The following is a 26,720-nucleotide window of genomic DNA, read 5'->3' as shown; positions in this document are numbered from 1 at the left end:
GTGGGTTGCGATCAGGGCCTGCAATTCGCGTGAACTTCCTTCACCTTCAGCAAACGTCGGTTCAACGACAGACGCAACGGCGGTGAACGCCAGAAATGTACGGCGGGTGACTCCGGGCATGCCTCATATCCTTGCCGATTGATGAGTGCCGGCCACCATAGCACCGGCGCAGTGGTTCGGAGAGATGCTCTGCAACGTGACCCAATTGTATGCTGACAAAACGTTTCCGCTCCCGCGGCTGCTCCTCCTGGCAATGGCTGGCAGGTTCAGTCGTAAGCGTCACGAGCACCGCACGGCTGTCCTTGGTTGACAGAGGCAGGGTCAGATGCGGGCCGCTTTGACTCGCTTGGGCATGAAGTACGAGCGGATGGCGACGACCGCTTTTGCAACGGCGGCGACCCCCGCGTCGTCGAGACGGGAGTTCAGCCCCGTTGTATCCCGGATCGGGGCGATGATGTCGCCGGTCTTGGCATGGCCGTGGAGAACGGGGCGCCAGAGCCTTGTGGCGTAGCCGGTGGCAAGCAGGAAGGCGGTCGACCATTCGAAGGCGTCGAATGTGCCGTCCTCCTGTCGCGCAAGGCGCGGACGCCAGGTCTCCGGCGTTTCGCCGAGCCCGACCGAGATGCGATTGTAGTTGGCAACCAGCGTCTGAACGGCGAGCGCCTCGGTCGTGCCTTCGAGCGCCATCAACGCTTGCTCGCCTGCAAACAAAGGAATCCATTGGCGCGGGTCGATAAAGCGCGGACCGATGATGAGCGCCGTCAGATAGCCGTCGAGCCCATCCATGCCGAAGACCGGCGGATGCGGCCGCTGCTTGTGCAAGAACGTCTCGAAGGCCGCATCGTCCAGCATCGGGCGCGAAGGCACAACCGAGGAAGCCGCGGCGGGCCGAGCGGCGACGGGCCCTTTTGACCGACGAGCGATCATGCCGCCACACGCTCCAGTTGGCCCCGTGCTTCCCGGTCTGCCTTCCAATTCCACGGCAAGAGCTCGTCGAGCCGATTGACCGGAATGGCACCCGAGACGATCTGCTCGAGCACGTCGGCGAGCCAGGTTTCGGGATCGAGACCATTGAGCCGTGCCGAGTTGACCAGTGATGCCAGCACCGCCCAAGTCTCGCCACCGCGGGCGGATCCAACAAAAAGGCTATTCTTCCTCGTCAGGCAAACCGGCTTGAGCGAACGCTCGACGACGTTGCTATCGACTTCGATCCGTCCGTCCGTGAGGAAGGCTGTCAGCCCATGCCAATGCGCCAGCGTGTAGGCGACGGCCTTGCCGAGCGACGACTTGGCCGAGACCTCATCGATCAGCGTCTCCAGCCGCTCCTTCAGTGCCGCCATCAGCGGAGCACTCTCGGCCTTGCGCACCGACAGGCGCTGCTCGGCGCTCCTGCCGCGGATGCATTGCTCGATCCGGTAGATCTCGGCAATAGCGGCGACCACCGCCAGCGCCTCGCTCGAGCCCGTCGTCTTGACCACCTCGACGAACTTGCGCCGAGCGTGGGCCAGACAAAAGGCAAGCTGCAAGGGTGCGATATTGCTCTTGCGCCGCCGCTTCGCCAGGCTCTTGTAGGCCGCATAGCCATCAACCTGGAGAATGCCGCCGAACGTTGAAAGCTGCGTCTCGATCTCTCCGGTTCCCCGGCTTTCTGCAAACACATAGCCGACTGCCGGCGGTGCCGGTCCCTGCCAGGGACGATCATCGACGGCCTGCGCCCACAATTGGCAGACTTTCGTCCGCTTGCGTCCCGGATCAAGTCGCGGCAGAGGCGTTTCGTCACAGAACACCCGCGGCTGCGAGCGGATGAAGGCAAGCAGGCGATCGTAAAGCGGCCTCAGCCACCAGGCGGCCCGTCCGACCCAGCCGCCGAGCGTGCCCCGGTCGAGATGGATGCCGTAACCCGAGAAGATCTGCGACTGGCGATAGAGCGGAAGATGCCAGGCGAACTTGGAGACAACCACATGCGCCACCAGCGCCGTCGTTGCCATGCCCCCGTCCATTACTCGCGCTCGCGCCGGCGCCTGGACGACATGGGCCTCGCAGGCCCGGCAGGCGTATTTGGGCCGGATCGTGCGGATCACGCGCAGCAGTGCCGGAACGATATCGAGGGCCCTCGCTGATATCCTCGCCGATGCGATGGAGGGAAAGTCCGCAACAGGAGCAGACTGTGCTCTGCGGCTCGATCACTTCCTCGCAGCGCGGCAGATGCTTCGGCAGGGCACCCATGTTGCGCGATGCCGACCGGTGCTTGCGTCGCGGACGATCCTTGTCTTCGGCGGCATCGTCATTGGCCGCGGCCGGCACCTCGCAGAGGTCGCCGAGATCGAGCGCGATCTGCGTCGGATCGAGGACGGCCAGCTTCTCCGATTTTGCCCCGAAGATCATCTGCCGAAGCAGATCGGCATAGACGCGCAGCTCCGCGTTCTCGGCTTCAAGAGCCAGAACGATTCTCTGCAGCTCGGCAGGATCCGATGGCAACGAATCAGGGCGGGGCGACATGATCAACCCTACCAAGCAGCCCCGAATCTTCAAGCAAATCCAGTCACTTCACGCCGCTCTGACCGGTCTTTTGACGTGTTTCTTCGCCACCCTCGTCCAGTCGAGGCCGGCCACCAGAAGGGCGAACTCCTCGCGCGTCAGCCGGATCGAGCCGCCGCGGATCGGCGGCCAGGTGAAGCGCCCGGATTCGAGCCATTTCGAGACCAGAACCATGCCGCTTCCGTCCCAAAAAAGAAGGCGCAATCTGTCGCCGCGCTTGGGGCGGAAGACAAAGACGTCGCCGCAGAACGGATCGGCCGCAAGAGCCGAGGCGACCAGTGCAACAAGGCCATTGATGCCGCGGCGGAAGTCGACCGGCTGCGTCGCCACCACCACCTTCACGTCGCCGGCTAGCGCAATCACCGCGGCACACGCAAGGCACCCACGATGGCGGCCGCCAGGGCCGGATCGACCGAGCCCGTCAGGACGAGGCGACTTTCACCGATCTCGAGCTCGATCCGACCGGTCGACCTGGGCGCCTCCTTCTTCCGTGCGTCACTATGCGCGAGCTGCCGCTCCTCGCCCGCGATTGTAATTGGCACAAACTGCAGAGCTGGCGTCGTCTCCGCAGCCGCTTTCGCCTGCACCAGCCCCACGTGCCGTCGCCAGACCGAAAGAAGACCTCGATTGATCCCCCAACGCCGCGCGACAGCCGAGATGTTGGCGCCCGGCTCCGCGCTTTCCGCAACAATCCGCGCCTTCTCCGCCGGCGTCCAGTTGCGCCGTTTCCGCCGGCCTGTGATCACCTCGACCCGGCGATAGTGACCCTCTTCATGCCTGCCTTGATGACTGTCTTGATGACTGGCATCAGGGTCGTCCCACTCCATGCGCCTGCGCTCCTCGCAAATCAGGCGGCCAATCTCCCCAGTGCATAGCCCTCAGGCAAGATGGGATGCTCGTCACGCTCACGTTCAGTCTCCTGAAAACTAGCCAGGTCGGTAGGGCCCAAAAGCCACCCCGCCGCGACGGCACCGATCTCACACGCTGGCGTATTCCAATGGCCGAGATGGATGGATCGTTGCCGTTCGGCTCAACAGCCTGAGCGGGCACGTTGCTACGGACATCGCCAAGCCACTACTCGGACGTCGCGTTTGGTGCCGAAAGCGGACTTGCGGCTTCGAGGCTCGGAAGGCCAGAAGCGGACCTTCATGCCCTGCGTGCGTCGACGTGAACTGTGACCCGTCATTCGCTCGCGCCGATTCCCGAAAGTAGACCTTCCGATCACCTGTATCTCCGAGATCCTGCTTTGGCGTTCAAAAGGACATCCCGTGGGTCAAAGCGGCCGAAAACGCGCTGTCGCGGAAGGCGTCCGAGAACCGAGTCTTTCTCAGCCGCCGTAAAGATAGTTCGGAAGCCAGAGCGCCATGCCGGGCCAGATATACATGAGGATCATGCAGAGGATGACGATCAGCATGTAAGGCATCATGCCTGCGAATATCTGGTTGAGGGTGACGTGCGGTGGGGAAACGCCCTTGAGATAGAACGCCGACATCGCTACCGGCGGTGACAAGAACGCCGCTTGCAAATTCACGAAGACGAGAACCCCCCAGAGGATCGGGTCGATGTTGAAGTGCTTCAACATCGGCAGGAAGATCGGCACGAAGATGATGATGATTTCGGTCCATTCGAGCGGCCAACCGAGAATGAATATGATCGCTTGAGACAGGATCATGAACTGCACGGGCGACAAGTCGAGCGACAGCACCCATTGCTCGAGAAGTGCCTGGCCGCCGAGGATCGCAAAAACGGCGGAGAACAGCGCCGAGCCGACAAAGAGCCAGCAAACCATGGCTGTGGTCTTCGCCGTCAGGAACACTGCTTCCTTGATGCGCTTCCAGTCGAGCGTTCGGGCCTGGAACGCCAGCAGAAAGGCACCAGCGGCGCCGACTGCCGCGGACTCGGTCGCCGTCGTGATTCCGAACAGGATGACGCCGAGCACGACGACGGTAAGTATGCCCAGCGGCATGACCGACGAGACCAGGAGCTTCAGGATCTCGAGCCGTTCGGCGGTCATGTTCCGGTAGTAGCGGACGAGCACCACCGCGGCGAGTGCCGCGATGATGCCGAAGGTGATGTAGAAGCTGGTTGCCGGCCCTGCATCCACCGCGGGTGCGCCGAGTTCCTCCACCGCCGGAGCACCGAGCTGCTCCAATCCGGCTGGAGCTTCGACGTCGGCCGATGCTTGCGGATAGATGACGACATACCACCACACCAGCAAGAGGGTGAGTACTATCAAGGCGAAGGGCACCAGCGCAGCGCAGAAATTCTTGAACAGCTTCCAATATGTGAGGCGTCCGCTCTCCGTCTCGAGCGCCGTCGCCTTGGACGGCGAGAACAATGCGGAAAGAAGTCCAACAAGCATGTTGCGCGAGTAAACTGTCTGAAAGCTTCGCATCCACGCCGGCACCGGAACCCTTGTTTGATCCTCCGGCAAAGGCGGGGCGATCTTCGGATTGATTATCGCCCAGCCAAGAATGTAGACGAGATAAAGGAAAGCGAGGAAAAAACCGGGGAACATCGCCGCGGCATAGAGCTTCACGATGGACTGGCCTGCAACCGCCGCATAGACGATGATCATGACCGAGGGCGGGATCAGGATGCCCAGCGTGCCGCCCGCGGTGATCACGCCGGAAGCGAGCTTCACATCGTATCCGGCGCGCAGCATCGGATTGAAGGCAATCACCCCCATCAGGACCACAACGGCGCCGACGAGGCCACTGGCGATGCCCCAGAAGGTGCAGACGATAAGCGTAGCAATGGCCAGCGACGCCGGTACCCGTCGGAACGAAAGCTGGATGCTGTAGAACATCTTGTCGACCAGCGCCCCGCGTTCCATCACATATCCCATGAGCACGAAAAGCGGGATGGAGATCAGGACGTCATTGGTCATTGCCCCATAAGTGCGCTCGACCATCAGATCGAAGACGCGGTTGTCGATCCAGTGCTCCGCCGGGTTGTAGAACGCATAGAACCCGAAAAACATGCCAAGGCCCATCAGCGTGAAGGCTGTCGGGAAACCCATTACGATGACGACCACGATGAGCATGAGCATCGTGAGTCCGAGGGCTGGATCGCTCAACTCTGCAGGTCTCCACCCATTCCGCGCTGGCGTGCTTCCTCGTCTATCTTTTGTGCGCGCGCGATGGCGGTCTTGCGCGTCCCTTCATCCACATATTCGCTGAGCGCGAGCTGTCCCTCCACGACGTCGATCTCTGCAACGTCCTTGCGCCGGCTGGGCCATTGCCCAGTCCTGAGACAGACGATGCAGCGCACGATCTCGGCCACGCCCTGGAGCATCACCAGGGCGCCGGCCAGCGGAATGACCGATTTGAATTGGTAGATCGGCGGACCCTCCGCTGTCACGGTCGAATGCTCCCCGATCCGCCATGAAATCGCGGCATAGTCGTAGCCTGCATAGACGAGGGCCGCGATCCCCGGCAGGAAGAAAACCACGTACAGCAAAAGATCGAGCGCGGCTTGGATCCGGGGTCGCATCGAGCTGTAGAGAAAGTCGCCGCGCACATGGGCATTCTGCGCCAGCGCATAGGCTCCGGCGAGCATGAACAGCGAGCCGTACAACATGTTGCTGGCGTCGAATATCCACGCCGTGGGCATGTTCAGGATGTAGCGCTTGAAGACCTCGGCGCAGACCAGCGTCATCAGCCCGATGATCAGCCACGCCGCGGCTTTGCCGACCCACGCGCTGATTGCATCGACTGTATTCAGGAACTGCTGGACGTTCATGCGAGGCAGCCGGATGGCCAGAGTGTTGGCCAGAGTGAGTGTCGGTAAGAAGGCAAGGCACCGTTCGGTCATGGCCCCGATGGTGCCTTGCCGGCTCAAACTGTGCTTCAGATATTCTTTGCTGCCCCGCCACGTCCGAAGTAATGATCGAAGGCCAGGCGGCGGCTGACGACTACGTCCTGTTCCCATTGTGTTGTCCGCCGGGCAAAGGCGATCTGCGACTCAAGGACCTCCCTGAACAGCGGGTTTTCAGCCGCCTTCTTCTTCACGACCTCGTCATAGACCTCCAGCTGTCGCTTGAGGATTGCTTCCGGTGTCTTGTAGAATTTGACCTTGTCCTGCGTCTGCATCTCCAAATAGTCTTTCGAATAACGGTCGATCGCCTTCCAGGCCATGTCCTGCGAGGCTGCCTCGACCGCATTGGTGATGATTGCCTTCATCTGATCGGGCAGGGCGTCGTATTTCGCCTTGTTGAACAGGACCTCGAACTGCTCCGCATTCTGGTGATAGCTCTGCAGCATGCAGACCTTGGACACGTCCGGAAAACCAAGCACCCGATCGGACGAGGCGTTGTTGAACTCGGCCGCGTCGAGCAGGCCGCGATCCATTGCCGCAACGATTTCACCGCCAGGTAGCGCGTTGACGGCCGCACCCAGGCCGGTGAAGACGTCAATCGAGATGCCAACGGTACGGAACTTGAGGCCTTGGATGTCTTCGACCTTGGAAACCGGTTTCTTGAACCAGCCGAGCGGCTGTGTCGGCATCGGTCCATAGGGGAAGGAAACCACATTGGCGCCTATGGAATCATAGAGCTTTGCAAGGAGCTCCTTCCCGCCACCGTATTTGTGCCAGGCCAGCAGCATGTTGGCGTCCATGGCAAAGCCCGGGCCGGATCCCCAGAGCGCTAGCGCCGTCTGCTTTCCGTAGTGGTAGACGAGCACGCCGTGGCCGCCATCAAGCGTTCCTTGCGACACCGCGTCAAGCAGGCCGAACGCAGGCACCACGGCGCCCGCCGGCAGCACCTCGATCTTGAGGTCGCCGCCCGTCATGTCGTTGACTTTCTTGGCGAAATCAAGCGCGAATTCGTGAAAGATATCCTTGGAAGGCCATGTGCTCTGCCAGCGCATGCTGACCGGCCCTTGCGCCTTGACGACGCTTGGCGCAGCAACGATCGCCGCAGCTGCCACGGCCGCCTCGCCAAGGAACTTGCGGCGCGACCTCATATTGGTCTGGATACTTGCTTTGGTCATCGGTTCCTCCCGAAGGTGTTGGCTTTTCAAGCCCACGTCCGACAATACTTCTCAACGACGGCCCAGCAAAAATTGCAGCGCGCGTCCCATCGCCTAAACTAGTGCGGTTCTTTCTTAAGGACAGGTGGGGGTATTTTCCCAAGCAATAGGCGAGTAGCAGTTACGCATCGCGCCACTGAATGACCGCTCTTGCGAAGGATACAAAGGTCCGCATTCGGGCGCATTGCCGCCCGGCAGCTTGGGGGCCGGAAGCAGTAGGTCCGCTTGTGGTGTAGGAAGGCTGATAGCGGACGTTCAACTCCCAAGTTCCGATGTCGTGAGTGACCCAAAGGTGACATTTGCCGGTCACCGGTTCCCGTCGTGCGTTCTGGGAGCGCTTCTACCGCAAGGCACTATCCTTCGCGCCAATGAAATGGTCTGGTTCCAAGAGACCCTATTGGCGCAACTTAGCTATTCGTGAATGCGACGTTTGACCAAGGCGGAAAAGATTTCGAGTGGCCAAACCCATGAGTGCCCCCTCGGGAATCGAAATGCTCCTTCGCAGGCTTCGCAGGCTGCCGATTCCCAACGATCGCATCGGGCATCTCGTACTGAGCGCCTTCCTGCTCGCGACCGCAAACACCTTCGGTTCCTCCTTGGCGGCTGCCCGGTTTCTATCGACCCAAGGCGGCGAGGGGATCGCGATTTACTACATGGTGTTCGCTCTCGTCTCGATTCCCGCGTGGGTTGTCTATGCCCGGATGATCGACCGCGGCAGCCGTGTTGTCCTGCTGCAGCGGTTCATGGTCGCCGTCATTGTGATGACAGCATTGTTGATCCTCGCCAGCGGGTTTGGCGGTACGGCAGCGGACTATGCGCTCTACGCAGGAATCAGCGGTTTGGAGTCGCTGCTCTACAGCGTCTTCCAAGTGGTGTTGATCGACTATCTGACTGCGCGCGAAATGACGCGCTATTCGACGCGTGTCGCTGTCGCCTTGTCCGCAGGGGGCATGGTGGGTGGCAGCCTCGCCGGCTTGCTTGCAGGTTTCGTATCGCCCTTCTGGCTGCTCTTCGGCATGCCGCTGATACTGTGCCTCTGCCTCGCGCATCTGGCCTGGCTGTCTCTCCGCTGGAAGCCGGCGGGCGAAAGGGAGGAGCAGGGAGAGTCCGGAATACTTGAAAACCTTCGCAGCATCGGCAGCATGATGCGGGGATTTTTAATAGCAATCCTGCTTTCAACCGCACTTTTCCTGAATATTGTTACGCAATGCATCGCTGAGTATATGGTTTTCAACATCTACACCGACAGTCTTCCGGACGAACAGTCGCTTGCCAAGTTCTTCGGACTGATGAGCGGCGCCCTGAATTTTGTTGGCGTGGCGATCGGGTTATGGCTGACCAGCCCGCTGATGCAACGGCTCGGCATCGCGCGCATGAACCTTGTTTTCCCAGCCGCGTGCGGAGTGAGCTTCATCGCCATGCTTGCCAGTCCGGCGCTGCCGGTCGCGATGTTTGCGCACGTCGTCTATGATGGTCTTTCCAAGAATATCGATGCGCCGGTCACGGCAATAAACTACAACGCAGTTCCAGGGCGGTTTGCAAGCCGGCTGCGCGCCTTCAACGACAGCCTGATCTATCCGATGGCATTGGCCGTATCCGGGCTGCTGGTCTGGGTGGTGGCGCAATTCGCAGGTCTTTTCGGTGTCGGCGTGCTCGGCGTTGTTCTTAGCCTCTGCTTCCTCGCATGCGGATGGAGTATCGGCTGGCGCTATGTCAGCGGGCTTGTAGGGATACTGCGAGAGGGGGCTGTCGATCTCGATCGCGACGAGTTCCTGATACGCGAAGCATCGGCCGTCGCCGCGAGCAACAGTGCGGACCTCGTCGTGATGCTAAGTGGACAGGACAGAACTGCGACCGACCTTGCTCTGCGTATTGTTGCCCATACCTCGATAGGACCATTCCTCGAACCAATCACCGAGAAACTCACGACATCGGGCGACGAAACGGTCATCGCCCTGGCTCGTGGAGGCGACCGGCATGCAGCAGATCTGCTGACACTCTGGCCCAATGCGGAACCGGTGCTCCGCGTCCGCATCGCCCAGTACCTTGTGGCAGTGGGGCGATCCCTGCCCGAGGATCGGGATCAGGCACCGGTGATGATCGCGCTCGATTTGGCTGCACGCCTCGGCAAATCGCCGGAAGCGGCGCAAGCGCTCGTAACGATGGCCCAGTCTCAATTGGAGGTAGCCACGGCACTGCTGCCGATCGCCGCCGCGCGGTGCGACGACGCGTTCACGCCGATGCTCGTCAGCATCATTCGCAATCATGCTTCGCTTGAAGAGGTCATAGTCAAGACGATCGCTGCCCTGCCTTATTCCAAGCCCGGGAGTACTGGTCTGCCCCAGGACCTGCTCGAGGAAGCCGTCCGTTCCAACGACACGGGACGACGAGTGATTGGTTATCAACTGGCGGTGCGAGGAGGCTGGCCGGCGAAGCGTATCGCTGTCGGGCTGACGGATCGGGATGAATCAGTACGCCGCGTCGCAATCGCGGCATTGGTCGCCCGCAAGGATTCCGTGGCAGCGGTATTGCCTATGCTGCGAGACGAGAATCCATCCGTCCGCCTCGCCGTCATCGAGGTGCTCGGCCACGTAGGCGCCACCGAAGCCCTGTTCAGCTATCTGCAGAAAGATGCCTTCCCCCGTATTGACAGGTATCGCCAATGGCGTCAGGCAGTGCCCGACAGCAACCTCGCCTGGGCTGCGATCGCCAGAATTGCAATGGCAGAGGCCAATCAGGCCGCGATCGACGAGGTCCTGGCGACGCTTGCTGCCCTCGGCCACAAACAGACGGTCAGCTATATCCGGCGCTTCCTGAGCGCCCGCGACGAGCGTATGCGTGCTCGCGCGGCAGAGGCAATTACCGCCGTCGACCAGCGGCGGTTGGTGACGCCGCTCATCCCACTGCTTGACGGTGATACGGCCAAGCGTGGCAAGACCCTGCCTATCAAAACCGTGCTCGATGCCATGAGCACCTCCTCGTTGCCCTGGCTACGCCGGGCCGCTGTGGCTGCACGATCATTGGAGTCCGATATGCCGAATGCCGAACACGGTTTGCTCGACCGCCTGCTTTTCCTGCGCAATGTGCCAATTTTCGAAAGCTGCTCGCTCGACGATTTGTATGCAGTGCAACAGGTCATGAAGCGCACCGACTACCTATCCGACGAGGTTATCGTCAAGCAGGGCGCGCATGGCGAGGAGCTTTTTGTCCTCCTTGAAGGCGAAGTCAAAGTGAGACAGCGCGGTCCTTCGGGCTTCACCGACTTTGCAACGCTGAAACCCGGCTCGATGTTCGGAGAGATGGCGCTGTTCGGCGAAGGTGAGCGCTCGGCGGATATAGTTGCGGTCGGGTACGCAAGCTGCCTTGTGCTGGAGCGTTCGCATTTCGAGGACCTTGCCCGGCAGCGGCCGGGTATTCTGCTGCAGATCTGCCGGGTGTTGGGTGGAAGACTGCGTGCCGCGAACCAGAAACTCCATGACCTGCAAACAACGAAGTCAGCAAAGAGTGGGTTGCTGTGAAGCGGAGCGGCCTTTGACAAAGGGCGCTGCACATGATCCTCTGACCCGAGGCGTCGGTTTATCGACGGCATGATCCCGACCGAAGCGACTATACAGTAATGATGCATCACACAAGCCTTCCTTCGGAGCAAGATGCTAATTACGATAGTAGAGCCGCATCGTCGATTTCCCGAGTCCAACGAACCATCCGTTACGCAGGAGTTTGCTGATGCAAAACGAAATTGTTTTTGCCCATAATCCTTTTAGCGAGCTGACGGAAGTTCGCGCTAGCGCCTTGCATGGTTGGGGTGTGTTCGCGAGACGCTTCATCCCTAAGGGGACAGTTTGGTGGCAGGCGCGTTCGCAAGATGTGCTGGTGATAGAGCGAGATCAATACGAAGCTATTGACTCCTTGCCCCGTACCGTTCTTGTCAATGGGCTTCTGGACGCCATTTTGCATTATAGCTACTACCCGAGTGGTCTTAACCGGCTTATTTTGATCCTGGATGGAGCACAATTCACCAACCATTCATTCACCCCCAACTCCGTCGACGACCCAACCAAACTTCAAAGCTTAGCGCTTCATGATATCGGACCGGGAGCCGAAATCCTGGAAGACTATTCCCACTATGGAAAATGTCCGTGGGCCCCTCTGTATGGCGAATTCGCGAAAGCGATTTGGGAACGGAATTGATGCTGCTGTCACGTTTTTCCGTTGATCTCATTACCAAAACTTGCTGATCAGAACCACGGCCCCATTTTCGCATTCCGGCCCGCGCGCAGTGTCGGCCATGTCGCTCAGGGGGCTTTCCGGAGCCCGGAACGCGACCATTTCTCGGATTGCCTCTTGCTCGGCCTCGTGCGGGAGGTGTTCGCCATCGCCTCCGAACGTCCGAAAGTGGGCCGCGAGCAGACAGTCCGGTTTCGGATGGGTCAGACTGTAAGCCCGCCTTTCTAGCGAATCGGCTGTGCGCAAACCACCGCCGTGGCTCAGCGAATGCGACTACCTTCTCCATCGAAGACGCGGGCGCGCCTGGGTTGGAAGCGCAGTGTGATCGTGTCGCCGAAGCGCGGCTGGTCCTCGCGGCGTTCTGCGACCACGGTCTCGCCACTCGGCAGCGCGCCATGCACATAGGAGGTTGAGCCGAGGCGCTCGGTAACGTCGACGGCGAGCGTGAGCGCCACGCCCTCCTTCTCGTCGAGATGCTCCGGCCGGATGCCGAGCTTGACGGTCCTGCCGTTCTCCAGCCTTGTGTTCAAATGCGAGATATCCACCTTGGCCTCGCCGGCGGCAAGCGCCTTGCCGTCATCAACCACCGTCGCCTTCAGGAAATTCATGCGCGGCGTGCCGATGAAGCCGGCAACGAAAGCGTTGTCCGGATCGTCGTAGAGTGAGAGCGGCGTGCCGGTCTGCTCGATCCTGCCGGCTTTCAAGACGACGATCTTGTCGGCGAGCGTGAGCGCCTCGGTCTGGTCATGCGTGACATAGACCATGGTGCGGCGGATCGACTGGTGCAGGCGCTTGATCTCAGCCCTGAGTTCGGTGCGCAGGGCGGCATCCAGATTTGAGAGCGGCTCGTCGAACAGGAACAGGCGAGGATCGCGCACGAGTGCCCGGCCAATGGCGACGCGTTGGCGCTGGCCGCCGGAAAGCTCGCGCGGCAGGCGCGACATCAGCGGCTCGATCTGCAGCAGGCGCGCCACGCCGGTGACCTTCTCGTCGGATGTCCTGCGGTCGAGGCCGCGCATCTTCAGCGGGAAGGCGATGTTCTGCGCCACCGTCATCGTCGGATAGAGCGCGTAGGACTGGAACACCATCGCCACGTCGCGTTCCCGCGCCGGAAGATTGGTGACGTTGCGATCGCCAATGACGATGGTGCCGGAATCAATCGGGTTGAGGCCAGCCACCGCATGGAGCAGCGTCGATTTCCCGCACCCCGACGGCCCGAGCAGCACGACGAAGGAGCCCTCTTCCACCTCGACCGAGATGTCATCAAGCACGCTGACCGCGCCATACGATTTCGATACCGACCTTATCGACAGTTGCGCCATCTTCAGCCCTTCACGCTGCCAAGCGTCATGCCGCGCACGACCTGCCCCTGCACCAGGATGCCGAGCACGATCATCGGCAGCATGATGAGGGTGGCGGCCGCGGTGAGCGCGCCCCACTGGATGCCCTGGAATGTCAGGAAAGAAGTGATCGAGACTGGTAGCGTCTGCGTATCCCGGCCTGTAAGCACCAAGGCGACGAAGAATTCGTTCCAGGTGAACAGCACGCACAGGATCAGCGTGGCGACAATGCCGCCGCACGCGGCCGGCAGATAGACGTGCCAGAAGACCCTAAATTCGCGCGCGCCGTCGACGCGGGCGGCATCGCGCAGCTCCTTCGGGATGTCGTCGAAGAAGGTGATGAGCAGCGAGATGGCGAAGGGCACGTTGACGAAGGCGTAGGCGGCGATCAGCAGCCAGTGCTTGTTCAGTGCGCCGATGCGGGTCGCCAGATAATACATCGGAATGACGAAGAGCAGCGCTGGCGCGATGCGCAGGCTGAGAATGAATTTTTCACGCGCACGACGCAGATCCGCCGGCTGCTGCGCCAGGCCATAGGCGGCGACGGAGCCGACGGCGACGGCCAGCGCGCTGGAAAGGATCGAGACGATGAAAGAATTGGCAAAAGCGCTGAGGAAGACGCGATTGGCAAAGACGGTGCGATAGTTGTCGAGCGTCGGGCTGAACAGCCAGACCGGTGGAATGGCGAAGGCATCGCGCGTCGTCTTGAAGGACGTGACCACGACCCAGTAGAGCGGGAACAGCACCGCCAGCAGAAGCAGGACCAGTCCGACATAGAACAGCGCGCGCCTCGCCATCAGCGGTTTCCCGTCTTCGGGAAGAGCACGCTGTACATGGTCAGCAGCGCGACGTTGGTGAACAGCGTCAGGATGATGGCGATCGCCAACGCGTAGGAGATATCGAAATTGGTGAACGCGACGATGTAGCCATAATAGTTCAGCGTCTCAGTCGACAGCGCCGGGCCGCCCCGCGTCATGATGTAGAACAGGTCGAAGGCCTTGATGCTGTCGATCGCCCTTATCAGCGCGACGATGGCGAGCGCGCGGCGTAGCATGGGAAGAAGCACGTACCAGGTGACCTGCCATTCGCGCGCGCCATCGACGCGGGCCGCATTTAGCGGATCGGTGGGCGCCGATTCAAGCGCGGCCATCACCAGGAGGATGACGAAGGGCGTCCATTGCCAGATGTCGGCGATCAGCACCGAAAACAGCGCGATCTGAGGGCTGCCCAGCCAGTCGACCTGGGCGATGCCCACCAGCGACAGAACATAGTTCGCCATGCCGGTGGCGGGATCGAAGAGAAAGCGCCAGGTGAGCCCGACGACCACAGGCGTCATGATGATGGGCACCAGGAGCAACGTCCTGACCAGCCGCTTCATGACGAAATCGCGGTCCAGGAAGAGCACGACGGCAAGGCCAAGCGCGATCTCGATCACAGTCGCCAAGGTAGTAAAGAGCACCGTGCGCCAAAGTGCGGCCATGGCGCGCGGATCGCCGAGGAAGCGGATGTAGTTGTCGAGCCCGACGAATTTCTCCCGCCCTGCCCGCATCAGCGAGAGATCATGCAACGAGATCCAGATGACGAACAGCGTCAGCGCCACCGACGCCACCGTCAGGCAGACGATGATCGGCTGGAAGAAATGTTTTGTGGGATCAGACGCTGCAGCTATGGATCTCATCGAAATTCTCAAAGGATTTCACCCTGCCGCGCACAGGGAGCGCACGCGACAGGGCACGCCACTCGACCCTAGCGGGCGAGCGCAGCGTTGTTGGCTTCGTCGGCTTCCTTCAAGGCGTCGGCCGCGCTGGCGGTTCCGGCAAGCGCCTTGGAGACGGCGATGCCGGTGTTGTTGATGATCTCGTTCGCCTGCTCGACCGTCGGCAGATATTGCGGATTGCCAGCGTTGATGGCGGCGATCATGCCTTCCTTGAAGGCGCCGTAACGCTTGCCGAAGCTGTCACTATTGAGCGCCGAGAGCGAGGTGACGCCGGAGTTGGGATCGGTCTCGATCGATTTCAGCTGCTGCTCCTTGGCGGTCGCCCAGGCGGCGAAGAGGGCTGCCGCTTCCTGGTTCTTCGACTCGGTCGAGACATACATGGAATGCACCGCGAGCGAGGACGAGCCGCCCTTGGGAGAGGTCGACTTCATCGGCACCGGCACGTAGCCGACCTTGCCGACCACCGTCGAGACGGCGGGGTCTTCATTGTAGGCGCCGTTGACGGTGGCATCCAGCGTGATCGCCGCCTTGCCCTGCTGGAAGAGCAGCCGGTTTTCCTCCCAGCCGAAATTGGCGACGCCGACCGGACCGTAGTCCTTCAGCACTTTGGTGAAGGCGTCGAGCGCGGCGATGCCTTCAGGCGTCGCCAGAGCCGACTTGCCGCTCGCGTCGAAGAAGGAGCCGCCGAAACCCCACAGGTAGGCGGCCCAGACATAGACGCCCTGGATGCCCTGCTGGCCGCGCATGGTGATGCCGGCGATCTGCTTGTTGGTCTTTTCCGAGATGGTTTTCGCCGCGTTCTCGATGTCCTCGAACGACTTGGGCGCCGCCAGCCCGTATTGCTCGAACAGGTCCTTGCGGTACATGACGAAGGTGCTCTCGCCATAGACCGGCAGGCCATAGAGCTTGCCATCGAGCACGTTGGTGTTGAAGTAGCCGGGCACGAAATCGGCCTTGTCGAAATTCTCCTTGTACTTGGCCAGGAAATCGTCGAGCGGCACGATGTAGCCGGACTTCACGAAACCCGGCAGGTAGATGATGTTGTTCTGGACGACATCGTAGCGGCCGGACTTGGACGAAAACTCGAGCAGTTCCTTGGCGGTGATGTCGGCCTCTGGAACGACCTCGACCGCAACGTCGATGCCGGTCTTTTCCTTGAATTCGGGCAGCATCTTCTGGATGGCGTCGGTGGTCGGATGGCCCTCGAGCAGCACCGATATCTGCACGCCGTTGAAGGGCTTGTCCTCAGCGGAAGCCAGCGAGGGCAGTGACAGCGTAGCGGCGGCCGCACCGAGCATCAGTAGATTGCGTCTGTTCAGCATGTTTTCGTCTCCCATTCTTGGGCCGTCTGGCCTCGTTCAGTTTCGCGCCTAACCGAGGCGCACGATTTCGCCGCTCTCCGCCGACTGCATCATGGCAAGGGTGAGTTCGAGCGAACGAAGGGCTTCCCGACCGGTGGCGATCGGCATCGCAGCGCCGTCCAGCCAGTCGATGAGGCCACTGAGCTGGCGCGCGAGGTCGCCGTCGATGCGGCCGTTGAGCAGAGGCCAATGCTGGGTATCGATCTCGCGCGACCCCTCATTGCTGGCGACGTAGAGCCCGCTGTCGCCGCACTGGACCTCGAAGGATCCGTCCGTGCCGAGGAGTTCCATGCGCGCGTCGATCATGTGGCGCGCGCCGGACGGCAGCGACCAGGCGCTTTCGAAATTGACGACCGTGCCGCCGGAAAAGCGCACGATGGCCGCGATGCTGTCCTGCGTGCCGGAAGCGCCAAGCAGCTTGTCTGTCTGCTGCGCATAGACGGAGACCGGCTGCTGACCTTCCAGCATCCACAACACCATGTCGACATCGTGGACGGTGACATGCAAAGCCAGCGGCAGCTTGCCGCCATAGCGCTTCGGACCTTCGGTGCGGGCGCTGTTGCGCCTCGCATAGATGTGGATCGGCTCACCGATCCTTCCCGACGTCATCAGTTCCTTGGCGGCTGCATAGCGCGGATCGAAGCGCAGCAAATAGCCGACGCCGAGCTTGACCTTGGCCGCCTCGCAGGCGGCGATGATCGCCCTGGCGTCCTCGACCTTGGACGAGATCGGCTTTTCGACGAAGACGTTGATGCCAGCTTCGGCGACCGCAACGGCTGGCGCCAGATGCAGATTGTCCGGCGTGCAGATCGAGACGAGGTCGAGATCGCGCTCGGCGGCAAGCAGCGCCGGATGACTGTCATAGACCTTACAGCCTGGCGCCTTGGCCGCCACGGCCTCGGCAAGCGCGCGGTTGGGATCGACGATGCCCACGAGCTCTGAGCCGACCATGGTGGCGAAGATGCCGGCATGCATGGAGCCCATGAAGCCTGCACCAATGACGGCGACGCGGCGGCGCTTGATCATCTCGGGTTCCTTCTCAGTTGCGGACGGGCGCTCCAGGAGGCAACCTCGTCGGCGAAGCGGCGGGTGATGGCATCGGGCCGGGTGATAGCGCCGCCGACGACGATGAAGCGGGCGCCAAGCTCGAAGCAGCGGACGGCCTCCTGCGGTGTCCAGATGCGGCCCTCAGCGACAAAGGGAAGGCCGGCGCGAGCGAATTCCTCCATCAGACCGAAGGCGGGGCCGTGCTGGTCGCTGGAATAGTCCGTGTAGCCGGCCATGGTGGTGCTGATGAGGTCGGCGCCGGCATCCAGCGCGCGCCTACCTTCGTCGAGCGTCGCGACATCGCCCATCGACAGCCGTGCCCTCGCCGCGACGGCTGAAAACATTGCCTTCAGTTCTGCGAGACGCGGGCGGCCGGTGGCGTCGATCGCCACGATGTCGGCGCCGGCCGCTATGACTGAAGTGACGTCGTCCAGCGTCGGCGTAATATAGACCTCGGTGTCGCCGCGCTTTGTTTTGATCAGCCCGATGATGGGGACATCGACCGCCGCGCGGACGGCGGTGAGGTTCGCTGCACCCTCGATGCGCACGCCGGACGCGCCGCCCAGAACGACGGAACGGGCCATGGCGGCGATGTGGCCGGGAGCGTCGAGCGGCAGGCCGGGCTCGGCCTGGCAGGACACGACCATTGTTCCATCGAGTGTGGCGAGCAAATCGCCCTGCTTGGTCTGCACCGGGGGCATCTCCTGGAAGAGCATTACCCCTTTAACCAATCGCAGATGAAAGTTTTTGTCAATAAATTATTTTTGATGAAAATTTCCGTCAGAGGTACTGGCGGGCCAGGAAGGCGGCGCCAAGCAGGCCTGCATCGGCGCCGGCCAGCGCGGCAACGATGGGACGACGATACACGCGCGGCAGGTCGAGCGAGCGCGCTTGCAGCGCCTCGATAAAGCCGTCGGCCAGACCGACGCCGCCGCCGACGGCAAAGCAGTCGACATCGACCGCAGCCGTCAGGTCGGCAAAGGCGTTGGCTAGCGCAACGACTGCGGCGGTGATGATTTCGGCGGCAACGCCGTTGCCTTCCGCAGCGGCCTTGAACAGGTCGGGCGCCGCGACTTTGCGGCCAAGGCGCTGACTGCCCACCCGCGCCAGGGCCGTACCCGAGGCAACCGTCTCCAGGCAGCCGCGCCGGCCGCAACCACACGGGATCCCGCCGGGATCCGACATCGCGTGCCCGACATGGCCGGCGAGCCCGGTGGAGCCGCTTTCCAGCCGGCCGTCGACGACAAGACCGCAACCGATGCCGGTCGAAACGGTGAAGAAGGCGAAGTTGCGAAAACCTCTGCCGGCGCCGAGCCTGAACTCGGCCCAGGCAGCAGCCTGCGCATCATTGACGACGAGCGGCGGCATGCCGAAGGCGCGCTCGATCGCCGAGGCAATCGGATAGCCGTCCTCGATCGGCAGGGTTTCGGGGTTCAGCGCGGTCAGCGCGCCGTCGCGCACGATGCCGGTGGTGGCGACGGCGACCGCGCCAAAACCGTTTTTCGGCGCAAGCTCGGCGATGGCCGCGATCAGATCGTCGCCCCTGCCGGTACGTGGTGTCGGCGCCTGCCACCGTTTGGCGATCCTGTCGCCGGTGACTTCCGCTACCGCTATCTTGGTGCCGCCGATGTCGACGGCGAGCACCGGCAAATCAGAAGCTGCGGTCACTCACAACCTCCGCTGTGCGGCTGAGCTCGACCAGCCGCTTCGGATCCTGCCTGGTCATCTCGGCGACTAGCGCATCGACGATGAGCAGCTGGCTGATCTTTGACGGGAAGGCGCCTCCAGTGAGCGGGGTCTCCGGCCAGGAAGCGATCAGGGCCAGGTCGCAGGCAGCGATCAGCGGGCTCTTCGAGCGGTTGGAGATCCCAATGACGAAGGCGCCCTTCGAGCGGGCGAGATCGGCAACGCGCACGGCATCGATGGTCGAGCCCGAGCTCGAGATCACCACCTGCACGGTGCCGGACTGGGCGGTTCCCGCCGCCATGACCGCCAGATGCGCGTCGCCCAGAGCGCGGGAAAACTTGCCGATGCGGGTCATCTTGTAGGCAAGGTATTGCGCCGTGACGGCGGAAGCGGCGATGCCGAAACACTCGACTACGGAGGCGTCGAGGAGCTTTCGCGAAGCGGTAGCGACATCTTTGCGGACGATCAGCTGCTCGGTCTCGCGTAGCGAGATGATCGCGGTCTCCACCAGCCGCTGGATGTCGTCGGATGGCGAGCCAATGTCCCGCGCCCGCTCGTCGGTCGCCAGTTCCTTGGCCAGCGCCAGCTTGAAATCCTGGAAGCCGGAAAAGCCCTGGTCGCGGCAGAAGCGCATGACGCTTGCCTCCGACGATCCTGACACCTCGGCGAGCTCGGTGATGCTCTGGCGCAGCGTGGCGTCTGGCTGCGCCAACACCGTCTCGGCGACTCGCGCCAGCGCCGGCGTCATGTCTCCGGCCGCCGCTCTCAGCGAGGCTATCAGCGCATGTGTCATAAACCGTTCCTGGTTCGCCCGTTGTGCTCAGAAATGCTCTGCCACCCAGGGCGGCGGTCCGGCGAAGAGCTGATCACAGCGGCGTATGTCAGCTGAGTCGCCGGCAAGAAGGCCATACTGCGCCAGTTTCGAGGCGCTGCGAAAGCCTGTGAAAAGCTGAACGAAAGCTGTTGCCTGCACTGACACCGCCGGGCCGGATGTGCCGGCCTCGCGCACTTCGACTGCGCCGCCACTGACTTCAACCTGGAGAGCCGCCTCGCCGATACGGAACGTGAGCCTCGCGTCGTCGATGTGGTAGCCGCGCTGGCGCAAGGCGGCGGCGGGGTCAAGCACCCGCAACAGCCACTCCTCCTGGTGGGCAAGCCGCCAGCCCTTGTCTGGCATCGCCGCCACCAGATCGTCGTGCGGAGCGCCGTGCCAGCGCACTACCGGATAGACGGAGCGGAAGCGGGCGAGGAAGGAGAGCAGGCCGAGCGCGGCCTCGGGCGAAGCGGCAAACCAGTCGCGGACCACAAGCCGCGCCTTGTTGCTCATGTCGAGGATGAGATAGGCGGCCTCGCCTTCGGCCAGATATGCGGAGAGCGCGTCGTTCGGGGCGCGCCGCAGCTCGTTCCAATGTGCGGCTTCTCTTACAAGCAACCCGGCTTCACGCAACGTCTTTTCGGCGTAGGCGGTAACGAGGCGCGGATCATCAAGTTCGACGCGCTCGAAGGCGAGCCGGCTCGTAGCAGGCAACGCTGCCGTCTCGGCCTCGTAAACGACCTCCTGGCCGGCAAGCTCGAAGCCGGCCTTACGGTAGACTGGGCGCGTCGACGCAAAGAGCGTGGCGATGACCGCACCGTTCTTCGCGGCCTCGTCGCAGAGCGAATCGACGAACGGTACCGCGAGCCCCTGCCCACGCCGCTCCGGCGCGATCGCGACATGCACGATATTAGCTGCCTTCACGGGCTTGCGATGGAAGACATGCGCCGTTTGAAGCAGCCCCGCGCAGACCACCGGACGACCGTCCTCGCCGCGGATGAGCCGCAACGTTTCGAGGCCGATATTGGTGAGGTATTCCTGCGAACGGGCCTTGCTGAAACCGAAGGCGCAACTCAGCAGATGGGCGATGGCGGCGACATCCTCAGTGGTCGCCAGTTCAGTTTTGGAGTTTTTTTTCATATCGTTTCCAAGAATGACGCTTTTTATCATAGCTTGAAAACGGTAATGCGCAATGGGCTTGAGCCAACCTTCCTTCGGCGGCTTGCCCGACCTCGTGACACCGGTGTGGGACAATGCCGGATGGGATTGTATTTGGCGCGCCTTGCAGAGGATATCGCGGCAAGTCCATAGGCGACCAAGGAAAGGCGGGGCTTGGCCGGAAGACGACCGTCTCGTATTGTGGAAGGTCGGCGAATAGCTGCCATTCGGCGATCGTCCGATTGCCGACGTTGCGACTACTGGAGCAGCCATGAAAAGGCACGCCGCAAAAAGGCTTCGCCACCGGTCCTGGAAATCTCACCATGCGCCACGATGACGTGCACGGGATGCTCACGAATCTTTGGGCGCGCGGTTGCGCGGTTGCGGAAACTGATCCGATAGTCGATCGGCGGATAGCCCCATCCTTCGACCCGTGTGCAACGAGGTTCGCGACGATACTTGAACGTCTGGTTTCTGGTGAAAGGATGTTCATCGGAACTCCTAAGAATTGCTATGTGCCATAGATTTTGCGCAGACTGACAGGTCCACGTGGCTGGCGCCGAGATGACGAGTGAACCCGGCTGATACCGCTGCTGCCGTGATCGCGGTCGCTTCGATTGCTGACTGGCTCGAACCGCAAATGGAAAGCCGGCGCGTTCGGTGACTCGCGCGGTGGAGATCCCGTCTATAGGCTGGATCTACTTGACGTTGCTTAGGAGGATTTTGATACGAAAGGGATCGTCGTAACTTCGGCAGCCAGTTTGCCGTAAGGAGTCTCGATCGTCACCCTATCGCCCACTTTGATTTCCGAGTCGACGATGGCGATGCCGAGACTGCGGTTCAGGGCGAAAGAATGTGCCGCCCAACGAACTTCACCCACGCGGCCCTTGTCGTCCCTGAGGCTCCAGAACCACTCCAGGCGCGGAACTTCGGCCTCAATAAAGAGGCCGACGGAGTGCCGTTTGACGCCGGCGGCTTTTATCTTCTTCAAAGCCTCCTTGCCAACGAAGTCCACCGGCTTGTCGAGATGCACGAACTTGGAAGCGACGTCCTCTAGCGGGTTGATGCCTGACCCCATGTAATAGTTGAAGTCAGTGACGCCACGTTCGATTGCGCGCTGCCAGATCGGCCCGGTCACCTTCAGCCCGTAAGGTTCGCCGGCCTTCAATATCTCGTCCCAAATCGCAGGGCCGTCAACGGAGCTCACCAGCGGCAGAACTTCGTAACCGAAACCGCCGCTCCAACCGGTGCGGGAAACGACGGCATCGTATCCAGCGACCTTCGTGACGACGCACTTATAGTTCTTGAGATCATTGAGATTGGCTTCGGTGATTGGATCCAAAACTTCCTGGGCGAGAGGTCCTTGCACCTGCATTGGCGCGATGTCTGGCTCGGAGACGTCCACGTCCCATTTGCTGTTCATCGCGATACCGCGAGCCCAGAAAGTGACATCCGCGTTGCCGTGTGAAAGCCAGATAGTATCGTCAAAGGGTCGAAAACAGACCGGGTCGGCCATGAGTGTGCCATCGTCGTGGCAGATCAGAGCATACATGCAGTCGCCGACAGCCATTTTGGACATGTCACGGCAGGACAAATAGTCAAAGAAGGCGAGAGCGTCCGGTCCTTTGATCTGCGTCTGGCGCTCAAGGCCGACATCCCACAAAGTTACGTCCTCGACTAGAGCCGCATAATCCTCGTAGGGCATACGGCTGTAGATAGTCGGGAAATGCATATTGTTGTAGACGGTCCACTCCTGACATTCTGCGTCAACTGTCTTCTGCCAATATGGCGTGCGACGATTGAACATCCACATGCGCTGCCGCTCCTCGGGATAGAGGGGACGTCGATCGAAATGCTCCGTCAGGCGCAAAATCTGACCGTCTCTCATCTCGACGGCGGCGACCAAATGGAAGTCGGTCCGCACCTGCGCACCGTTGATCTTTCCGCCGGCGCCAACAACGGCCGCTTCAAAAGAGGCCTCGATATAGCCCTTGTCACCGGCGTCGACGGAATTGCGGATTGTTGTCGAGACGTCTTTCTGCGCGTGCGAGAGGATGCGCAACTGTTTGCGTATGGCGTCGCGACCCGCGGCTGGCTTTTCGATATTCGGCGCGTCGAAGACTCCGTCATCGGTAAAAAGCGCGGCCATGGCATCGTAATTTCCTGCGGCGTAGGCATTGCAGAACGCCTGGAATGCAGCGGTAGGTGTCATTTATCAATTCTCCCAGATAGCGCTTAGCTTGCGCAGTGAAAACATCAGAGAATAGCCTTGTCTGACCAGAGCCTGTAGTAACGAGCATCGAAGTACAGACTCAGTCTCCTGAGATTTCCACTATCCGTTTCGGCGACGATGCTCAGAGGATGCGTGTCTCTCTGACCGTTAATGCGCTCGATGGATAGCGTTCCCATTGCGATAGAGATGCTATTGTTGGCGGCCGGCGGTGAAATCTCGAACGCGGCTGTTTTGATCGTGGAGAATGATTGTTCGTGTCCTGCGCGGATCTCGGCCTGGCCGACTAAACGGTTGGGCTTCAACATAGGAATCTCGATAAGAGACCCCGACGCAGTCGTCCTCTCAATGAAGCCCGCGTCTTTCGACTCAAACGCTCCCACATAGGCCAGGAGCGCTTCAGTCGGACTGTGAAAGGGCGCGGAGCCTGACAAGCAGTTTTTCTGTGCCGTGATGTAAGCGGCGTGGGCGTCAGAACTCCGGTTTGGTGCCATCGAGGACATTTTACGCTCCGCGTTTCTCTAGGTGGAAACAGTTGCGGTAATGCGAGCTAGGGTGGTATGGTTGACTTGCTTCGTCAAATGATGATTTTTCATCGCGTAGGATAACTTTTCATTATGCCTAGCCTGCGGCAGCAGCTGCCCCCCCTGGACGCTCTCGTGATGTTCGATGCCGCTGCACGTCACATGAGCTTCACGCTTGCAGCCAATGAACTGAACGTTACGCAGGCAGCTGTCAGCAGACAGATTCGAAACCTTGAGCAAAATCTTGGAATCCGGTTGTTCACCCGCGGGCATCGTAACGTCGAACTTTCCCCGGAAGGTCGGATGTATCAGCACAGCGTACACTTGGCCTTGGCGCATATTTGCGATGCCACGAACGAGATACGCAACGTGCCGCAGGCAACATTCGTGGTCGCGACAGATCAAGCAGTCGCCGGACTCTGGCTTCAGCGAAGACTGCCGACGTTCTTCGGGTTGAATCCGGAGATATCGGTGAGACTTATTGTGTCAGACAAGGAGGATTGTTTGCGCGAGCGTGTCGACGTCGCGATCATACATGGCAATGGACACTGGCCAGGTTTCAAATCGCGGATGCTGTTCCCAGAAGAGATCGTACCGGTCTGCAGCCCTTCGTGTATCGAGAAGTATGGGCCAGTCAGCGGGCCGCAGTCATTGATGAACTTCCCGCTCATTGAGCATGAAGACGAGCGTTGGGATTGGATGAACTGGCGCGTCTGGCTCAGCATGAATAATGTCGAGGTCCCGCGAGAGCACCACAAACTGCTTATAAATAATTATGCTCTAGTAATTCAGGCTGCGGAGGCTGGCGACGGCGTCGCTCTCGGCTGGAGGTATGTCATAGACGACTCCTTGAAAAGCGGGCGGCTGGTCAGTCCTGTCAACCAGTTCGTAAAGACGAAGCTCGGCTATCATGTCGTCATGCATGAGACGGAACATATCAACCCAGCCGTAGAAAAGTTCTGCAACTGGGTGTTCTCGACCTTTGAGGCCGACAGACAGAATGGGGTTCCGACAGCGGGAACTCGTTGACCTGCTCGCATGGAATGCCAACCCGGATAGCTGCTTTACTGCATCCCATGTTTGCTTGTGTGCTTATCGGTCGTGAATTCGGTCTGGGTAGCTCGTGGGCAGCGCTGTCCACCCCAGGGCTGTAGATCCGCGGTGCCGCTCCTTTGGACCGCGTTGGCTGCGATGGCGGATGAGACGCCATCGCGACCCTTTTGATGCCCGACAGCGATTCAGCGACGGCGAAAGGTGTGGGTTTCCTGTTCCACTATCGGGAACTCAAAAATCCGGCATAAGGCCAAAGCTCGTGAAGTCGAGGTCGGGCTCAGCTTCCACAATTTCCACTGGATTCAACATTATCGCGGGAAGCGCCACGTGAGCCCGACCACCGTCGCCGTCTGACTATCAGCTTTTGCTCAAGACCGACACAGCTGCTCTTCCAAGTGAAAGCCTTCCTCGACCGCCGACGAGGCGCACGATGGCATCATCGTTCGGGAAGATTCCGACGGCCTCGGTGCGCCGCTTGATCTTGCCGTTAAGACGTTTGATCGGCTAGTCGAGCTTGGCGCGTGTTCCTTCGGGAGGGCATGTAGGCCAACACGTCGGGCTCGGCATTGTCCGTGATCGTCGCCACCTTTGGCGCCTTCATTTGGATCTGGTCGGCGACGGCGCGTCATTGTAGGGACGCGGCCTAGGGCGCAATCCTGCTCGAAGAGAACGATGAATGGGCAGTGCTGTGGAGCCCGCTAGATGACCTTGGAAGAGTCGGCCAACTGAGCGTAATCCCTCGTCAGCCTGCCAGCCGTGGCGCGCTGATCAGCCTGACCCATGCCGGATAGCACGGCGACCAAAGCAGTCAGCTACACCACGCCGCGGCGTTCGATCGCCACCTCTAACATAACCGGTGGTAATGCTGGGGCCCAAGAAATCCTTGCTTGTAGCCTTCTCACATCACGTTAACTTGTCTGCGGCAGCGAAAGAAGGTCCACTCGAATGAAGGGTCGAAGAATGTTTGGTGCACTGAGACTGTCAGCCGTGACGATCGCTCTGTCCCTTGTGGGAACCTTAGCCATGCCGCCAGCTTATGGGGCGTCTATTCCTGAAACCAAGGAGCCGATTAAGCTCACGCTTAATGAATGGACAGGGCAGCACGTCACTACCAAAATCGCTGGAATTATTCTGGAGCGCATGGGTTACAAGGTTGAGTACGTGACGGCAGGCTATCTGCCTCAGTTTACGGCGCTCAGCGACGGCACAGCTGACGCCGCTCTTGAGATATGGCTAAGCAACATCGGCGAAACGTGGCCAAAGGCAAAGGAATCCGGCAAGGTCGTTGAGGTCGGCGACCTCGGTCTCAAAGCTCGCGAAGGTTGGCTATATCCTTCTTACATGAAGGATATCTGTCCAGGATTGCCGAATTGGGAGGCGCTTAAGAGCAGTGCCTGCGTGCAGGCGATGGCCACCGCGGATACGCTGCCGAAAGGTCGCATCTTGGACTATCCTCCTGACTGGGGCTCGCATAGCGAGGCGATGATCAAAGGTCTCGATCTTCAACTGCAGGCGGTGTCCGCGGGCAGCGAGGGCGCGCTCGTATCGGAATTGAAGGCTGCGGCGCTTAAGAAGACGCCCATTATTGCGATGTTCTGGTCGCCGCACTGGCTCTTCAACGAGCTCGATCTCGAGTGGGTTGAGATGCCTAAGTACGAGCCCGCGTGCATGGATGATCCGAAGTGGGGTCCAAATCCGAATGAGGTAGGTGACTGTGCACTGCCCAATTCAGAAATTATCAAAGTCGCTTGGTCTGGAATGGAGAAGAAATGGCCAGCAGCGTATCGGTTTCTGCAGAATTACCAGATGACCGACGAAGAACAGATCCCGATGATTTCGGCGATTGATGTCCACAATCACACGCTCGATGAGGTAGCTCAAGCCTGGGTGGAGAAGAACAAGGATACTTGGCAGAAATGGGTCGATGCCGCGGTTAAGTAATCCGTTGCGGGTACGTGTCGGCGCGCCGCTCCAACAGCTAACGCCCCAACA

Annotated in this window: 21 protein-coding genes and 2 pseudogenes; 4 read left to right on the top strand and 19 right to left on the bottom strand. The window is 60.8% G+C overall.

Annotated features, from left to right (window positions below; genetic code table 11):
* Window positions 1–321: 321 nt before the first annotated feature.
* The 7 genes and pseudogenes from EH240_RS29100 to EH240_RS29070 all read right to left on the bottom strand — a co-directional run bounded on the left by EH240_RS29100 (window position 322) and on the right by EH240_RS29070 (window position 7,532).
* Window positions 322–852: a UPF0149 family protein gene (locus EH240_RS29100; protein WP_245436463.1), complete on the bottom strand. Its 531-nt coding sequence runs from the start codon at window positions 850–852 to the stop codon at window positions 322–324.
* Window positions 853–923: 71 nt separating this feature from the next.
* Window positions 924–2,499 (bottom strand): annotated as a pseudogene (gene tnpC / locus EH240_RS29095) (IS66 family transposase).
* A gap of 48 nt (window positions 2,500–2,547) precedes the next feature.
* Window positions 2,548–2,901: an IS66 family insertion sequence element accessory protein TnpB gene (gene tnpB, locus EH240_RS29090; protein WP_125005041.1), complete on the bottom strand. Its 354-nt coding sequence runs from the start codon at window positions 2,899–2,901 to the stop codon at window positions 2,548–2,550.
* A complete protein-coding gene (tnpA, locus tag EH240_RS29085; RefSeq protein ID WP_125005039.1) occupies window positions 2,898–3,365 on the bottom strand; it encodes an IS66-like element accessory protein TnpA in 468 nt (155 codons plus the stop codon). Before tnpA ends, tnpB begins: the two co-directional genes overlap by 4 nt.
* Window positions 3,366–3,865: 500 nt before the next feature.
* Window positions 3,866–5,617 (bottom strand): TRAP transporter large permease, encoded by a 1,752-nt coding sequence (locus EH240_RS29080; protein WP_125005037.1) that lies wholly within the window; start codon window positions 5,615–5,617, stop codon window positions 3,866–3,868.
* Window positions 5,614–6,282 (bottom strand): TRAP transporter small permease subunit, encoded by a 669-nt coding sequence (locus EH240_RS29075; protein ID WP_125005035.1) that lies wholly within the window; start codon window positions 6,280–6,282, stop codon window positions 5,614–5,616. Before EH240_RS29075 ends, EH240_RS29080 begins: the two co-directional genes overlap by 4 nt.
* A gap of 107 nt (window positions 6,283–6,389) precedes the next feature.
* Window positions 6,390–7,532, bottom strand: a complete 1,143-nt coding sequence (locus EH240_RS29070; RefSeq protein ID WP_125005033.1) for a TRAP transporter substrate-binding protein — start codon at window positions 7,530–7,532, stop codon at window positions 6,390–6,392.
* A gap of 494 nt (window positions 7,533–8,026) precedes the next feature.
* On the opposite strand from EH240_RS29070, the gene EH240_RS29065 reads away from it, so the two are divergent.
* Together EH240_RS29065 and EH240_RS29060 are read left to right on the top strand one after the other, a co-directional pair.
* Window positions 8,027–11,089: an MFS transporter gene (locus EH240_RS29065; RefSeq protein WP_125005031.1), complete on the top strand. Its 3,063-nt coding sequence runs from the start codon at window positions 8,027–8,029 to the stop codon at window positions 11,087–11,089.
* Window positions 11,090–11,297: 208 nt separating this feature from the next.
* A complete protein-coding gene (locus EH240_RS29060) occupies window positions 11,298–11,762 on the top strand; it encodes an SET domain-containing protein-lysine N-methyltransferase (RefSeq protein WP_125005029.1) in 465 nt (154 codons plus the stop codon).
* A gap of 296 nt (window positions 11,763–12,058) precedes the next feature.
* On the opposite strand, the gene EH240_RS29055 is transcribed toward EH240_RS29060, so the two are convergent.
* The 11 genes from EH240_RS29055 to EH240_RS29005 form a co-directional block, all read right to left on the bottom strand.
* A complete protein-coding gene (locus EH240_RS29055) occupies window positions 12,059–13,120 on the bottom strand; it encodes an ABC transporter ATP-binding protein (RefSeq protein WP_125005027.1) in 1,062 nt (353 codons plus the stop codon).
* 2 nt (window positions 13,121–13,122) lie between these two features.
* The gene (locus EH240_RS29050; protein ID WP_125005025.1) at window positions 13,123–13,935 is read right to left on the bottom strand and encodes a carbohydrate ABC transporter permease; all 813 of its coding nucleotides are present in this window, start codon (window positions 13,933–13,935) and stop codon (window positions 13,123–13,125) included.
* Window positions 13,935–14,816, bottom strand: coding sequence for a carbohydrate ABC transporter permease (locus EH240_RS29045; protein WP_125005023.1), 882 nt, complete (start codon window positions 14,814–14,816; stop codon window positions 13,935–13,937). Before EH240_RS29045 ends, EH240_RS29050 begins: the two co-directional genes overlap by 1 nt.
* 68 nt (window positions 14,817–14,884) lie before the next feature.
* Window positions 14,885–16,177, bottom strand: coding sequence for an ABC transporter substrate-binding protein (locus tag EH240_RS29040; protein ID WP_125005021.1), 1,293 nt, complete (start codon window positions 16,175–16,177; stop codon window positions 14,885–14,887).
* 48 nt (window positions 16,178–16,225) lie between these two features.
* Complete coding sequence (locus tag EH240_RS29035; RefSeq protein WP_125005019.1) at window positions 16,226–17,242, bottom strand: Gfo/Idh/MocA family protein; 1,017 nt, start codon at window positions 17,240–17,242, stop codon at window positions 16,226–16,228.
* Window positions 17,239–17,964, bottom strand: coding sequence for an N-acetylmannosamine-6-phosphate 2-epimerase (locus tag EH240_RS29030; RefSeq protein WP_125005062.1), 726 nt, complete (start codon window positions 17,962–17,964; stop codon window positions 17,239–17,241). Before EH240_RS29030 ends, EH240_RS29035 begins: the two co-directional genes overlap by 4 nt.
* Window positions 17,965–18,043: 79 nt before the next feature.
* The gene (locus EH240_RS29025) at window positions 18,044–18,931 is read right to left on the bottom strand and encodes an N-acetylmannosamine kinase (protein WP_125005017.1); all 888 of its coding nucleotides are present in this window, start codon (window positions 18,929–18,931) and stop codon (window positions 18,044–18,046) included.
* Window positions 18,915–19,742 (bottom strand): MurR/RpiR family transcriptional regulator, encoded by an 828-nt coding sequence (locus tag EH240_RS29020; RefSeq protein WP_125005015.1) that lies wholly within the window; start codon window positions 19,740–19,742, stop codon window positions 18,915–18,917. Before EH240_RS29020 ends, EH240_RS29025 begins: the two co-directional genes overlap by 17 nt.
* A gap of 27 nt (window positions 19,743–19,769) precedes the next feature.
* Window positions 19,770–20,903: a GNAT family N-acetyltransferase gene (locus EH240_RS29015; protein WP_125005013.1), complete on the bottom strand. Its 1,134-nt coding sequence runs from the start codon at window positions 20,901–20,903 to the stop codon at window positions 19,770–19,772.
* 730 nt (window positions 20,904–21,633) lie between these two features.
* Window positions 21,634–23,133, bottom strand: coding sequence for a nuclear transport factor 2 family protein (locus EH240_RS29010; protein WP_125005011.1), 1,500 nt, complete (start codon window positions 23,131–23,133; stop codon window positions 21,634–21,636).
* 44 nt (window positions 23,134–23,177) lie between these two features.
* Window positions 23,178–23,654, bottom strand: coding sequence for a hypothetical protein (locus EH240_RS29005; protein ID WP_125005009.1), 477 nt, complete (start codon window positions 23,652–23,654; stop codon window positions 23,178–23,180).
* Between the two features lie 114 nt (window positions 23,655–23,768).
* On the opposite strand from EH240_RS29005, the gene EH240_RS29000 reads away from it, so the two are divergent.
* Complete coding sequence (locus EH240_RS29000; RefSeq protein ID WP_008878302.1) at window positions 23,769–24,704, top strand: LysR substrate-binding domain-containing protein; 936 nt, start codon at window positions 23,769–23,771, stop codon at window positions 24,702–24,704.
* A gap of 438 nt (window positions 24,705–25,142) precedes the next feature.
* On the opposite strand, the pseudogene EH240_RS28995 reads toward EH240_RS29000, so the two are convergent.
* Window positions 25,143–25,353: pseudogene (locus tag EH240_RS28995) on the bottom strand (transposase); the annotation flags it as partial.
* A gap of 398 nt (window positions 25,354–25,751) precedes the next feature.
* On the opposite strand from EH240_RS28995, the gene EH240_RS28990 reads away from it, so the two are divergent.
* A complete protein-coding gene (locus EH240_RS28990; RefSeq protein ID WP_245436462.1) occupies window positions 25,752–26,669 on the top strand; it encodes an ABC transporter substrate-binding protein in 918 nt (305 codons plus the stop codon).
* Window positions 26,670–26,720 lie beyond the last annotated feature (51 nt).

It is taken from the genome of Mesorhizobium tamadayense (assembly GCF_003863365.1).
Taxonomy (GTDB): domain Bacteria; phylum Pseudomonadota; class Alphaproteobacteria; order Rhizobiales; family Rhizobiaceae; genus Mesorhizobium; species Mesorhizobium tamadayense.
Note: the sequence above shows the minus strand (reverse complement) of the source record. Positions and strands in the feature narration are given on the sequence as shown.

What these genes read in the sequence shown, in the direction of transcription:
- EH240_RS29100 (WP_245436463.1), bottom strand. Translation starts at nt 852, where the DNA reads ATGCTGGACGATGCGGCCTTCGAGACGTTCTTGCACAAGCAGCGGCCG.
- tnpA (WP_125005039.1), bottom strand. Translation starts at nt 3,365, where the DNA reads ATGGAGTGGGACGACCCTGATGCCAGTCATCAAGACAGTCATCAAGGC.
- EH240_RS29075 (WP_125005035.1), bottom strand. Translation starts at nt 6,282, where the DNA reads ATGAACGTCCAGCAGTTCCTGAATACAGTCGATGCAATCAGCGCGTGG.
- EH240_RS29070 (WP_125005033.1), bottom strand. Translation starts at nt 7,532, where the DNA reads ATGACCAAAGCAAGTATCCAGACCAATATGAGGTCGCGCCGCAAGTTC.
- EH240_RS29060 (WP_125005029.1), top strand. Translation starts at nt 11,298, where the DNA reads ATGCAAAACGAAATTGTTTTTGCCCATAATCCTTTTAGCGAGCTGACG.
- EH240_RS29055 (WP_125005027.1), bottom strand. Translation starts at nt 13,120, where the DNA reads ATGGCGCAACTGTCGATAAGGTCGGTATCGAAATCGTATGGCGCGGTC.
- EH240_RS29050 (WP_125005025.1), bottom strand. Translation starts at nt 13,935, where the DNA reads ATGGCGAGGCGCGCGCTGTTCTATGTCGGACTGGTCCTGCTTCTGCTG.
- EH240_RS29045 (WP_125005023.1), bottom strand. Translation starts at nt 14,816, where the DNA reads ATGAGATCCATAGCTGCAGCGTCTGATCCCACAAAACATTTCTTCCAG.
- EH240_RS29040 (WP_125005021.1), bottom strand. Translation starts at nt 16,177, where the DNA reads ATGCTGAACAGACGCAATCTACTGATGCTCGGTGCGGCCGCCGCTACG.
- EH240_RS29035 (WP_125005019.1), bottom strand. Translation starts at nt 17,242, where the DNA reads ATGATCAAGCGCCGCCGCGTCGCCGTCATTGGTGCAGGCTTCATGGGC.
- EH240_RS29030 (WP_125005062.1), bottom strand. Translation starts at nt 17,964, where the DNA reads ATGCCCCCGGTGCAGACCAAGCAGGGCGATTTGCTCGCCACACTCGAT.
- EH240_RS29020 (WP_125005015.1), bottom strand. Translation starts at nt 19,742, where the DNA reads ATGACACATGCGCTGATAGCCTCGCTGAGAGCGGCGGCCGGAGACATG.
- EH240_RS29015 (WP_125005013.1), bottom strand. Translation starts at nt 20,903, where the DNA reads ATGAAAAAAAACTCCAAAACTGAACTGGCGACCACTGAGGATGTCGCC.
- EH240_RS29010 (WP_125005011.1), bottom strand. Translation starts at nt 23,133, where the DNA reads ATGACACCTACCGCTGCATTCCAGGCGTTCTGCAATGCCTACGCCGCA.
- EH240_RS29005 (WP_125005009.1), bottom strand. Translation starts at nt 23,654, where the DNA reads ATGTCCTCGATGGCACCAAACCGGAGTTCTGACGCCCACGCCGCTTAC.
- EH240_RS29000 (WP_008878302.1), top strand. Translation starts at nt 23,769, where the DNA reads ATGCCTAGCCTGCGGCAGCAGCTGCCCCCCCTGGACGCTCTCGTGATG.
- EH240_RS28990 (WP_245436462.1), top strand. Translation starts at nt 25,752, where the DNA reads ATGCCGCCAGCTTATGGGGCGTCTATTCCTGAAACCAAGGAGCCGATT.